The 12,382-nt window shown below is 70.4% G+C and carries 9 protein-coding genes; 4 read left to right on the top strand and 5 right to left on the bottom strand.

Going from position 1 to position 12,382, the window contains the following annotated elements; genetic code table 11:
- The first annotated feature begins 10 nt into the window (after window positions 1-10).
- Both WME89_RS34290 and WME89_RS34285 read left to right on the top strand, forming a co-directional pair.
- The gene (locus tag WME89_RS34290; RefSeq protein ID WP_438003857.1) at window positions 11-1,402 is read left to right on the top strand and encodes a hypothetical protein; all 1,392 of its coding nucleotides are present in this window, start codon (window positions 11-13) and stop codon (window positions 1,400-1,402) included.
- A 218-nt stretch (window positions 1,403-1,620) separates the two neighbouring features.
- Window positions 1,621-2,787 carry a pectate lyase family protein gene (locus WME89_RS34285; protein ID WP_438003856.1) on the top strand — a complete coding sequence of 389 codons (1,167 nt, stop codon included), beginning with the start codon at window positions 1,621-1,623 and terminating at the stop codon, window positions 2,785-2,787.
- Window positions 2,788-2,916: 129 nt separating this feature from the next.
- On the opposite strand, the gene WME89_RS34280 is transcribed toward WME89_RS34285, so the two are convergent.
- The 3 genes from WME89_RS34280 to WME89_RS34270 form a co-directional block, all read right to left on the bottom strand.
- Entirely contained in the window at window positions 2,917-4,470 is a 1,554-nt protein-coding gene (locus WME89_RS34280; RefSeq protein WP_438003855.1) for a carboxypeptidase regulatory-like domain-containing protein, read from the bottom strand.
- 304 nt (window positions 4,471-4,774) lie between these two features.
- Complete coding sequence (locus WME89_RS34275) at window positions 4,775-5,635, bottom strand: SDR family oxidoreductase (protein ID WP_438003854.1); 861 nt, start codon at window positions 5,633-5,635, stop codon at window positions 4,775-4,777.
- A gap of 217 nt (window positions 5,636-5,852) precedes the next feature.
- Window positions 5,853-6,515 (bottom strand): hypothetical protein, encoded by a 663-nt coding sequence (locus tag WME89_RS34270; RefSeq protein ID WP_438003853.1) that lies wholly within the window; start codon window positions 6,513-6,515, stop codon window positions 5,853-5,855.
- 517 nt (window positions 6,516-7,032) lie between these two features.
- Here WME89_RS34270 and WME89_RS34265 point away from each other — a divergent pair.
- A complete protein-coding gene (locus tag WME89_RS34265; protein ID WP_438003852.1) occupies window positions 7,033-7,428 on the top strand; it encodes a cupin domain-containing protein in 396 nt (131 codons plus the stop codon).
- Between the two features lie 199 nt (window positions 7,429-7,627).
- A complete protein-coding gene (locus WME89_RS34260; protein WP_438003851.1) occupies window positions 7,628-8,122 on the top strand; it encodes a DinB family protein in 495 nt (164 codons plus the stop codon).
- On the opposite strand, the gene WME89_RS34255 is transcribed toward WME89_RS34260, so the two are convergent.
- The gene (locus tag WME89_RS34255; RefSeq protein ID WP_438003850.1) at window positions 8,100-8,405 is read right to left on the bottom strand and encodes a helix-turn-helix domain-containing protein; all 306 of its coding nucleotides are present in this window, start codon (window positions 8,403-8,405) and stop codon (window positions 8,100-8,102) included. The two genes, WME89_RS34260 and WME89_RS34255, sit on opposite strands and share 23 nt — an antisense overlap.
- Window positions 8,406-9,076: 671 nt before the next feature.
- A complete protein-coding gene (locus WME89_RS34250; RefSeq protein WP_438003849.1) occupies window positions 9,077-12,331 on the bottom strand; it encodes a Kelch repeat-containing protein in 3,255 nt (1,084 codons plus the stop codon).
- Window positions 12,332-12,382 lie beyond the last annotated feature (51 nt).

The raw sequence follows: 12,382 nt of genomic DNA, 5'->3' as shown, positions 1-12,382 counted from the left end.
AAGGAGATCCATGCGACATTCGACATCTGGCGTGCTCATGCTGCTCGCGCTCGCGCCGGCGCTCTTCCTGGGCTGTTCAGGCGAGGAGGAGCCGGGCTCGACGGCGGCGTCACCGACGTTCCATCGCGACGTCGAGCCGCTGTTGCAGGAGCACTGCATGGGCTGCCATTCTCCCGGGAACATCGCCCCGTTCAGCCTGACGACGTACGAGGCGGCGCGCACGGTGGCCGGCCTGCTCGCGCTCACGACGCGGCAGGGCACGATGCCGCCGTGGGGCGCGCTCGAGACCGACGCGTGCCAGCCGCCTCATGGCTGGAAGGACGACCTCCGGCTCACCGAGGAGGAGATAGCCACCTTCGAAGCGTGGGCCGCCGCGGGCAGCCCGGAGGGGGATCCCGCGCAAGCGCCGCCTCCGTTCGTCCCCGGGACCGGCGGGCTCGCCGGCGCCGAGCTGGAGGTCGCGCCGGCGGAGCCGTTCGTCGCGAGCGGCGAGGCCGACCAGTTCCGGTGCTTCGTGATGGACCCTGGGCTGACGGAGACGCGTTACATGAACGGCGTGCACCTCATCCCGGGCAATGGCAAGGTCGTGCACCACGCGCTCGTCTTCCTCGACGAGGCGGGCGAGTCCGCGGCGCTCGCCGACGAGCACGGCGGCTACGATTGCTTCGGTGGCCCCGGGTTCTCGGGCCAGCTCATCGCCGCCTGGGCGCCCGGGGGTGTGCCGCTGGAGCTCGAGCCGAACATCGGCGCGGCGATGCCCGCGGGCTCGCGGCTGGTGATGCAGGTGCATTACCACCCGGCGGGGGCGACCGCCGAGCCCGACTCGACGCGCGTCCAGCTGCGCTTCACGCAGGGCGCTCCGGAGTACCTCATGGGGGTTGCGCTGATCGGCAACTTCGAGTCGCCCCTGGCCGAGGGGGGCGGGCTCCTGCCCGGACCGGACGACGCCGAGGGCGTCGAGTTCCTGATCCCCGCGGGCGCAAAGGATCATGTCGAGATGATGCAGTTCCGGATGCCTGAGTCGGTGTCGTCCTCGGATGTCCGCCTCTACGGCGCCGGGACGCACATGCATTACGTCGGCAAGGACATGAAGGCCACGCTCGCGCGCGAGGCGCCCGCCGCCGGCGAGCCTGAGGAGCTGTGCCTTGTGCACACGCCGAGGTGGGATTTCTCGTGGCAGCGCGGTTACTACTACGACGCACCCGTCGAGGAGCTCCCGCGGCTCCGGGGCGGCGATCTGCTCACGATGCGCTGCACGTACGACAACTCCACGAGCAACCCTTTCCTCGCGAAGGCGCTCAAGGAGCGGCACCTCCCGGCGCCGGTGGACGTGCACCTCGGCGAGGAGACGCTCGACGAGATGTGCCTCGTCGCCCTGACCTACGTGAGCAAGAACCGGTAGCGCTCGCGGACGCGGTCCGCCGGCTCGTTGCCCCGGCCGCTGCGAGCCCAGAGGAAAACTCCAGCGGTAGGTGTCAACCGTGACTGCCAACCGGGAGTTGACGGGTGCCCCTCGGCGACGCGCGCGTCCTCGCGGCGAAGGCCTGGAACAGGCTTTGCTGCAGGTGGGGACGGGGACGATTCGGACGATGCCGTCTCCCGCAGACGAAAGGTCGGGCCATGTCTTCGATTCGCAAGCGCAGTAACCTCCGGTCTCTCCACGCCGCGCTCGTCGCGTCAACCCTCTCCGCCTGCGGCGGCTCCGGCGCGCAGGATGCCACGACAGGGGGCGGCGGCGCGGGCGCCATGGCTTCGAACGGCACCACCGCCGGCTCCGGCGGCGGCGCGAGCACCAGCAGCAGCAGCACGGCGAGCGGCGTCGGTGGGTCGAGCGCGCCCACCGGGAGCGGTGGTGCCGGCGGCTCCGGCGGCTCGCCGAACGGCGGGCCAGCGGACGGCGAGCCCTCCGGATGGGCGGCCTCCACCGCCTGCGGGCCCAAGGGCACCACCGGCGGCGGCGATGGCCAGAGGGTCAAGGCCACGACGATCGCCGAGCTCGAGACCTACCTCAAAGCCGAGGAGCCCCTGGTCATCGAGCTGTCGGGGACCTTCGCAGGGGATCCGATCCACGTCAGGAGCGACAACAAGACGCTCGTCGGAGACGGACATGCTCTGATTACAGGGACACTGACCCTCAAGGAGCGCAAGAACATCATCATCCAGAACCTCGAGATCAACGCGAACGACGGAAGCGGAAACGCGCTCGACGGCATCGAGATCTCCGGCTCCGAGTGCGTGTGGGTCGATCACGTCGAGATATTCGACGCGGCGGACGGCAATCTCGACGTGGTCCGGCAATCCAGCTACGTCACGGTCTCCTGGTCGAAGTTCCACTACACGGCGAACGCCGGCGACGCCGCGCACAAGTTCTCGAGCCTGGTCGGCAGCGGCGACGGGGTCGCGGCGGACGCGGGGCGGCTGAAGGTCACGTTCCACCACAACTGGTGGGGTGACGGCGTGACGGAGCGAATGCCGCGGACGCGCTACGGGGACATCCACGTCTACAACAACTACTACAACGCGCCGGGGAACAACTACTGCGTCGGCGCCGGGTTCAACGCGCGCCTGCTGATCGAGAACAATCACTTCGAGAACGTGAAGGACCCGCACCTCTTCTACAACGCCGAGCCGACCGCGCAGATCGTCGCGACAGGCAACAAGTACGTGAACACCACGGGCAAGATGGACGCGGGGCAGGGGGCTTCGTTCGTGCCCGAGTACAGCTACGGGCTCGACGCGGCGGAGGACGTGAAGCGGATCGTGATGGAGGGCGCGGGGCCGCATTGAACTGGCGGGTAGGAAAGCCAAGCGCTCCTGTGGATGTCGATGAAATCAGCTCCTCCAGCGTCTGGGCCCCCCCGGGCCCCTCGCCAGCCTGTGGTCGTCGACGCGCAGGAGGAGCCGCGCGCCGGCCGATCAGTTGATGATCGGCGGCGGCTCCGGCGGCCGATCGTTGTCCGTCACGCAGGAGGAGAGGTCGAACAGCAAGAACTCCATCGCCTTCTCCTGCGCAGACAGCGGCGCGCTGACGCAGATCCCAGGGAAGGGGTCCGTCCCTTCCTCCATGTTCACCTTCGCCACGTGGATGCCCGTGTGGACGAGGCGGCCGCACTGCTCGCCGGACGCGGCCTCGACGGGCGTGTTCACGCTGAAGTACGGGACGCTGGGCTTCGATGCGTCGGTCCCGTACACCCAGCGCTGCGACACCGGCAGCACGTCGACGGCCGGGTGCTTCACGTCGAGCAGGGTGATGGTGCCGCTCGTCTGCGACGCCCCGACGGCGAGGAGCCAGTCGGCGAAATCGCGGCCCTTCGGGAACGAGGTGTCGATGGTGTAGCTCGTGGGGTTCTCGTTGCCGTTGTCCGCGCTCGGCTTTTCGGCCGTCGCCCAGACCGCGACGGGTGGAAACGGGGTCATCGGATACTTGCGCGCGTTGTCGACCTCGGGCGGCTCGTTCCCGCCGCGGAGCCAGGCGTAATGGTAGTGCTCGAGGAACACACGGCCGCCCTGGTCGGCGTATTGCTTCAGCGCCGCCTTCTGCTCCGGCGTCTTGTCTCGGCCTGCCGATTGGCTGCCGTTGCACGACAGGAGCACGATGTCGTATTTCTTCAGGCTCTCGACGCTGTTCCACAGCGAGGCCGGCGCCTCCGGGAACGTGCCCCCGCTCTCATAGGAAGACACCGCCGGGTCGCAGCTCGACGACACGCATGTATCGGTGAACAGGTTCACGCGCCCTGGCGCGTCGGGGTTCGTGAACTCGGAGTCGTCGAGGCCGATGCGCCGGAGGAGGCACTCGAGGCTGTCGGCCTCGCCGGTGGTGAGCGCGATCCTCGGCAAGTGCCCTTCCCTGGAGCTCCGGGGCAGGCGAAAGAGCTGGGGATCGTCGAACACGTTCTCCTGGCAGGCCTTCACCTCCGGCAGCTTGATCTCGCGGCGCCATTTGCCGATCTGGATCACCATGGGGACGTCGACGCCGACAGGCACGTTCTCCATCACGAACTCGCCCTGCGCGTTCGTGAGCGCGGAGGCGATGGGGTACCCGGAGACGGGCGTCGCGCACGTCTCGCAGCTCGGCCCGTCCTGGATCGGCTCGACGGGCCGGTTGTTCACGTACACGGCGACGTTGTAGAGGGGGACGGTCCCCGCAGGGTCGTACACCCTGGCGCGGACCGTCGTCTTCGACGGTTGCCCGTCGCACTTGTCGATGCGACAGAACCACCCGCTCCCGTCTTCACACGGCCCTACCCCGGTGACCGGCCCCGTCCCGCCGCCGGCATCGCTCCCGATGTCGCCGAAGTCGTCGCTTCCGGTCCCCCCGTAGCTCCCCCCGTGGCCGGAGCTCGACGTCTCTCCAGCGGAGGGGGCCTTGTCGGGGCCGCCGGCAGCCGCGCAGGCCGCTCCCAGGCTGGCGGCCACGGCGATGAGCGCCCTGCGACCCAGCCAGTTGACAGAATCGAAACGCGCACCCATTTCCCACCTCGTCTTCGCTTCAGCCCATGCCGCCGTCGTTCTCGGCGTCGCGATCTGGACATCGCGCCGCACGGCACGCAGATCGCCTCCCCGGACGCAGAGGTGCTCCGGACCGGCGTCCGGCTGCACGGTGGCTCCATCGCGTAGGTGCAAGCGTCGTTCCAGTGCGCCGGGCGAGCCGCATCCGCAGGATGAGCGAGCCCCTCATGGCAGTCCTGTCGTGTCGCCTGTCAACTTCGGGTTGACGGAAGTGACAGTCGCCAGTCCACCGCTTGCGTCGCAAGCGGTGGCCGCCGCGTCCAGCTCACGCGACCAGCTGCTCGCTCAGCTTCCACAGCCCTCTCGCGAGCGCGTCGTCCTGCGCCACCTTCGAGACGGGAGCGACCTTGAGGTCGTAGAAATACTCGCCGTTGAACGTCGCGGATTCGGGGCTCGTCGCGAGCCACACGAGGGTCTCCGCCCCCTTCTCCGGGGAGCGCGCGAGCAGCCTGCCGGCGCGCTCGACGAGCCACGTCGTCACCGGGCCTCGATCACCGAGGAAGCCGCGGGCGAAGCCCGTGTGCACGAACCCGGGATGATAGCAGTTCGCGGTGGCGCCCGAGCCGGCGAGGCGGCGGGCGAGCTCGCGCGTGAACAGGACGTTCGCGAGCTTCGAGTCGCTGTACGCGCGCATGCCCGCGCGCCCGTCGCGCTTCGCGATCGTGGCGAGGTCCACCTTCCCCATCCGGTGCCCGGCGCTCGAGGTGCTGACCACCCGCGCGCCGGGCGTCTTCTGCAAGAGGTCCAGGAGCCGCGTCGTCAGCAGGAAATAAGCAACGTGGTTCAGCGCGAACGTCATCTCGATGCCGTCGGCGCTGAGCTTGCACTCGTTGAAGAAGGCACCCGCGTTGTTCACCAGCGCGTCCAGCCGGTCGTGCTTCGCGCGGAACGCATCGGCGACCGCGCGGACGTCGGCGAGGCTCGACAGGTCGCCGAGCAGGAGCTCGATCCGGTCGTTGCCGCTCGCCGCCGCGAGCTCGGAAACGACGCGCTCGCTCTTCTCCTTGCTCCGCCCGACGAGCACGAGCGTCGCGCCCCGCCTCGCGAACTCCATCGCTGCCGCCTTGCCGATGCCCTCCGTCGCGCCCGTCACCAGAAAGACCTTACCCTCGAGATCCTTCGCCATCGCCTCTGCTCCTCCTCCACCCTCGCCCGACGCGCCGTCCGCGCGATCGCGTGAGGCCCGCGGAGAGCAATGCATCACTTCGCCCCCAGAGAGTCAATCCTCGCGGCGCGGGGCAGGCCCGCTCCGCCTCGCGCGACGGGCAGCCTTGCGAGATCGGAGCTCCCGCTGGCTCGACGGGCAGCAGATATCGGATCTCGTCGCCGCGAGCGCACAGGATTCAAGGCGGCGAGAAAGGACCGAAGAACCCTGCGATCAGCGTCAGAGCGCCCGCTCCGTCGATGAAGCCCACATCCATCCCGTCGAGCGGGGGCATGCCAGCGCCCTCGACGCGCCAGAGAAAGTGCACGAGGCCATGAGCCTCGAGCGCCCCGCTGGCCGGCACGAGGGTCGCCCCCGGCAGAGTCGACTGGAACGCTGCGATGGTCCCGTCGAGGCCGGGCCGCCCCGTGACGTCGGCGGTTGGGTCGACGTAGCGCGCGCTGTCCGCCCAGCACTGCTCGATCAGCGCCGCGCGCCCCTCCTCCCCTTCCATCCACGCCTGCTGGTACGCACGGATCACCGGCGAGGTCGACGCCGGATCGGAGGGCGGCGGAGCGGCGAGCGCGAGCCAAGAGGCCAGCCCCTCCTCCCCGACGGCGCCGAAGAGCACGCTCAGCTCGTCGTTTCGCCGCACCTGCACGCGGAACACGTCGTGGTGTGAGTCGACCTTGGATTCGATGATCCAGGGCCCGCCGTCGGACAGCGCTCGGGGCGCGTCGGCCGCATCGCTCCGCCCCCGCGCGTCGACGTAGAACGCGTTCGGCCCGAGGTGCGCGGCCAGCGTCGCTTCGTCGCCGTCGGACAGCGCTCGCGTCAGCGAGTCGACCAGCGGCGCCGCCAAGGGGTTCGCCCCTGAGGCGGGAACGCCACCCCCCTGTCCTGCCGACCCGCCTGGACCGCTTGAGCCGTCTGGCGCTCCGCCGCCACCCGCCGTGCCGACGCTGGTGCCGCTCGCCGCGCCTGCGCCGCTCGCGCTGCCGTCGTCGCCGCAGGCGGACTGCAAACCGAGAAGGGTGAGCGCGCCGATCGCGGCAGCGCGCGAGCGTCCTGTCCAGAACCCGAGACTCATCTGCTTGTTCTTCACGACGTGCATCTCCATGCCCCTCGCCGCGGGCGCTCCGTGCGCGCCGCCGTAGGGGGCGACGCCCGATCCGTGACATCGGCGCGCGGCGCGCGCTCTCGCCATCGGCCGGGCGGGGCGATCGCCGCGACGAACGGTAGGTACAGCGGCGTGAGCGGCAGCGCGATCGAAACGGAGCATCGACCCGGACGACGAGCGCCGAGGCTCCCTGGAGCGCGCCGGGATGCTCGGAAAAAATATACAATCGCCGGCGCGCGCGAGGACCCATGATACGCGCATGACCCGACACGACAGCCACGCTTTTCATCTCTCCGACACCTACGTGCAGCTCCTCGACGGCGGCGCCGCGAAGCTGATCCCCGTGGACGCCGAGTTCTGGGCGAAGATCGGCGAGCGCGAGGAGCTGCACGCCGGCCGCATGGTGGGCCTCTTTCACATGGACGAGAGCCCCGATCACCGCGAGGCTCACCCCTCTGGCGACGAGGTCCTGATCCTGCTCTCCGGCTCGGTCGACGTCGTGCTGGAAGACGAGCGCGGCGAGCGCTTGATCGAGCTGCGCGACCAGGGCACGTGCGTCGTCCCGCGCGGCGTCTGGCACCGGCAGATCGTGCGCGCGCCGAGCGTGATGATCTTCATCACGCCCGGCGACGGTACCCAGCACCGCGCCTGCTGATCCCACGCGATGAGCGGCTGCGGGCTCCCGCAGACCAGCCCGGGATGGCGTCCCCATGGAGTCGGTCGCGGTCATGCGGCACAAGGCGCTGAGCGTGGGCTGCCGATCCGCGAAGTCGCTCGCGGGCTCGGCCTGGCCTGGCGCCGGGTCCGCCGTTGCGTTCAAGCAGAGGGGCCGATCGCTGCCTACGCTCGGACGTATGACGATGCAGCCGCTCCAGACGCTGGTCACTCACGCTGCGTGGGCCAACCGACAGCTCTTCGCCGCCCTTCGCGACGTCGATTCTTTCGAGTCGCAGAAGGGCGCAGACCTGATCGTGCGGGTCCTCGACCACATCCACGTGGTCAGCCGCATTTTTCAGGCCCACCTCCAGGGTGTTTCGCACGGTTACGAGTCCACACAGAGCGCGGTCCTCCCCGCGCTCGAGGAGCTCGATCGCGGATCCGAGGCCATCGACCGCTGGTACGTGGATACCACGGCGTCGCTCCCGCCGGAGGAGCTCGCACGACCTCGCGATGTGCGCTTCACCGACGGGAAGGTCGTGCCGATGGCCGCCGCCACGATGATCCTCCACGTGGTCACACACACGATCCATCATCGCGGGAACGTGGACGCCCTCATGTACCAATGCGGGATGCCGCGCCGGAGGGATGGACTCCCCGAGTTCCTCGTCAGTCGAGCGTCCGCCACGTGATCGAGCTCAGCCCCTGCGTCGGCGTCATGCCGAACTGCTCCCGGAAGACGCGGCTCAGGTGGGCGCTGTCCGCGAACCCGGCGGCGGCCGCGGCGGCGCTCAGGCTCGCTCCCCCCTCCACCGCGGCGATGGCGCGGCGCAGGCGCTTCCACCGCAGATACGCGCGCATCGGGAGCCCGACGTCACGCGCGAAGGCGTGACGCATCTGCCGCGGCGAGAGCCCGGCCTCGTGCGCAAGGCGCGCGAGGTCGACCTCGTCGGAGCGGTCGAGATAGGCGCACATCCGACGTGCCGCCGGGTGTCGCGGCTCCGGCGGCTGACGCAGAGCGAGGGCGGAGAAGATCGAGGCCATGAGAGCGCGCGCCATCTCCGGCGTGGGGTCGCGAGGGACGCTCACGTCGAGCGTGTCGCGGCCCCACGTCTCGCACCGGGGCTCTGCGTCACGAGAGAGCACTCGACTCGCCAGGTCGTCCCCGTCGAGGAACAGGAGCGCAGCGTGTGCACACGCGCCGTGTCGATGAGGTAGGCGTGGGGGAATGACGGCGGCGCTGGCGTGAATGCGCCCGCTGGCACCGTCCTCGATGTACAGCCCCTCTGGCGCCATGACGATCTGGGCCGCGTGATGGGCGTGGCGCCTCGTGGCAACGAGGGGGCCCACGTAGAGGATCCGCGTCTCCGAGACGAACAGCGTACCGTTCAACCGGGCCGGCGTGCTCAACGGTCGCTGGCTCCCTCGATGGATGTCGACGTTGGCTGGTCCATCAGCTCCCCATCCTAGCTCAGGCGCTCCGGGGGACCAGGGAATCCAGACGTGATCCGAAAGCCAGGCTCCTCGAAGCGGCCGTTCCGCCGTACAGCCACGCTGCACGCGCTGGTTGGCATGGAACACCTGACGTTACGGCTCGTGGATTCCCCTGGATTGATGGCGGATGAAAACGCTGTTGTCGACCGACGTCACGTCGGGCGGCGCGGGCGCGTCACCCCAGAGCCGCGGATCCTCGCGGAGCGCCGGCGCACGCGCAGGGCAGCGAGCCCCCCGACGAGGACGAGCCATGTGGGTGTACCCTGGATTCCGGACGCCATCTGGCACTGCCAATCGCCGATGATTCCGCCTGGCAGGCCGCCGCCAGCGCCGCTCTGCGCGCCGGTTTCACCGGCGCTACCCCCTTCGCCCGTCCCGCTGCCATGGCCTGCGCTCGTGCTCGTGGTGCCGCCGCCGCCAGCTGTGCTGGCATCGCCCCCGCTGCCGCCAGCACCGCTGGCAGCATCTCCGCTGCCTCCGCTGCCGCTCACGCCACCGCCGCTGGCAGCATCGCCGCTGCCGCCGGCGCCGCTCGCGTCACCGCCGCTGCCGGTCGCGCCACTTCCGCTTATATCGCCCCCGCTGCCGCCAGCACCGCTGGTAGCATCGCCGCTGCCGCCAGTGCTGCTGGCATCACCGCCGCTGCTGCTTGCATCACCGCTGCCGCCGGCGCCGCTGGCATCACCGCCGCTGCCGCCGCTGGCATCACCGCCGCTGCCGCCGGCGCCGCTGGCATCACCGCCGCTGCCGCCGGCGCCACCCTCTCCACCTGCGCTCGGCAAGCATACGCCAGCCTGGCACACCCCTGTGCCCGGACCCTGCCCAGGAACATAGAGGTGCACGAGGGGGGACGGGTAGGACACACTGTTGAGCGTGCCGCCCGCCATCAGAACGCGTCCATCATCCAGCCGCACCGCCACGCGATAGGTGAGCGGGATGTCCAAGGCTGGCCCCGGCGACCAGACGTCCGTCGCCGGATCGTAAAGCTCAGCCGTATAATCGAGCGGGTACTGACCGTCCAGATTGCCCGCCACGAGCACCCTGCCGTCGGCGAGGAGCACGGCCCCAGTCACATACCGCCGCCGGGCGGCCATCTCCGCCGCTGGCGTCCATGTGTCGCTCGCCGGATCGTAGAGCTCGGCTGTCGCGAGGGCCATGCCCTCGGAGCTGCCCCCCGCGACGAGCACCCTGCCGTCCTCGAGCAGCGTGGCCGTATGCCCCGAGCGTACCGAGGTCATCGAAGCCACAGGCGTCCAGACGTCGGCCGCCGGGTCATACACCTCCGCGATCATCACGTGGTCGTCGTTGCCCGTGACGAGCACTCTGCCGTCCTGAAGCAGCGTCGCCCTGGGACTCCATAGCCCCGCAGTCCCGGGCGCGACCAGGGTCCAGGCGTCCGCGGCGGGATCGTACACCTCCGCCTCTCCGGCGCTGCCCCCCGTGACGAGCACCCTCCCGTCCTGGAGCAGCGTCACCGTGCCCGTCGAGTGACTCCGGAGCATGGGCGCGGCCGCTTGCCATGCGCCCGTGGCCGGGTTGAACCGGTCCACGCGGCCGCGACTGGCCACAAGGACCGTGCCGTCCTGCAGCAGCGTGGCGTACGTGATCGACCGCACCACCGGCAGAACCCCCCCGATGAGCTGCCATTGGTCGAGGCTCGGGTCGTAGCGCATCGCCCTCCAGCGGCTGCCAGAGCTATCCTCCGTCCCCAGGACCAGCACCGTGCCGTCCTGCAGCAACGTGGCCGTGTGCGCGTGCTTCATCTCGTTCGGCATCCGCGCCGCGGCCTGCCAGGCGTCCGACGTCCCCTCGACATCGCAGCGCGCGCCGTCCGGCTTCTCGGGCGCGGGCCCCGAGCACCCGAGCGCAGGGTCGCACGCGGGAGGCTCGTGACAGCCGTCCGGCGGCTCGCAGCTCGCCGGACTCGCCGCGACGCAGGCGCCGCCCTCGCACGTGCTCGTCGCGGAGCACACCTCGCCGTCGTGGCACGGGGTTCCGTCGGGCGCCGGGGTGCCGCCAGCGCAGGTGCCCGCCTCGCAGACGCCTCCCTCGAGGCACGCGTCGGCGTCGTCACAGGGCGTGCCCGAGAGCGGCGTGCAGGCGCCGTCCTTCGTGGCCCCCGCGGCGGCCGCGCACGCGTCGCACGCACCAGCACAGGCCGCATCGCAGCAGACCGAATCCGCGCAGAAGCCGCTGGCGCAGTCGCCGCCGGCCTCGCAGGCCGCGCCGAGCGGCGCGCGCTCGTGGAAGAGAAGGGCGGAGGCCGTCGGCACCGGCGCGCCGGCGGGCACGTCGGACGCGACCAGCCCGCCGGCGATCAGCACGCTGCCGTCGTGGAGGAGCGTCGCCGTGTGCTCCGCGCGCGCCATCGTCTCCGGCGGCTCCACGTCGAGGGGCACCCAGGCAGCCCTCGCCGGATCATAGACCTCCTGCTCGGCGCTGAACTCGCTGTAGCGCGACCAGATCACGAACTGGCCATTTTCGTCCTCGTATCCGCATTTGTACGACACCATGCCTCCTGTCAGGAGGATGCGTCCGCTGGGGAGCAGCGAGACGCCCAGGCCGCTGTCGAAGCCCCCCCCGACCGGCAAGCAGTCAGGATACGGGTCATAGAAGGGGGCATGCCCCGGGATCGCCAGCCAGAGATCGGCCTCGTGGAGGTAAAGCTGCGAGGGCATCTGGCCCGAGATCTCGTATCCGCCCACGAAGAGGACGTCGCCGCTGGCGAGCCGCGTCGCGCGGTACGTCGGGGACCACAGGGTGGCCCTGGAGGAGGACGGTGTCCAGGAATCGGTCTCCGGATCGTAGATGTTGCCGCGGCCGTAGCCCACCGCGAGCACGCGGCCGTCCTGGAGCAACGTCGCGGTCGTGGCGGCCGCGCCGCTCAGCGATCGGATGGGAGTCCATGTGCCCGCGACGTCATCATAGATACTGCCCGCGAGGGAGCCCGACGCGCCGCCGAGCATCATCAGCTTGCCGCCCGGGAGGAGCACGGCCTTGGGCTCCGTGAGCGCCGGAGTCAGGGGCGCCGCCGCGCTCCACAGATCGAGATCCGGGGAATAGACCTCGACATGCTCGCCGTCCGTCGAGAGCGCCAGTCCGTCCGGCAGCACGGCCGTCGCGGCGACCTCGCGGAGCGGGCTGGGGAGCGGCGCTGCGGGCGCCCACGTCTTGCTCGCCGGGTCGTAGAGCTCGGCCTCCCGGAGGAGCACGGTCCCGTCGCTGCCGTGGCCCCCCGCCACGAGCACCCGGCCATCCTGGAGCAACGTGGCCGTGTGCCCGCCGCGCGGGGTGATCATCGAGGGCAAGCTCTCCCAGGACGGCGCTCCGGCCGCCCAGACCTCTCCCGCTGGCAGCGCCACCGCCGCGCAGGCCAGGCCAACGCCCAGTAACCAGCTCGATTGCATTCACATCCTCCTTCGCCGCCGTCTGGTGCCTCCCGGTCGCTGGACGTTCAG

Origin of the sequence: Sorangium sp. So ce321, assembly GCF_051530195.1 — a bacterium.
Lineage (GTDB): Bacteria > Myxococcota_A > Polyangia > Polyangiales > Polyangiaceae > Sorangium.
Note: the sequence above shows the minus strand (reverse complement) of the source record. Positions and strands in the feature narration are given on the sequence as shown.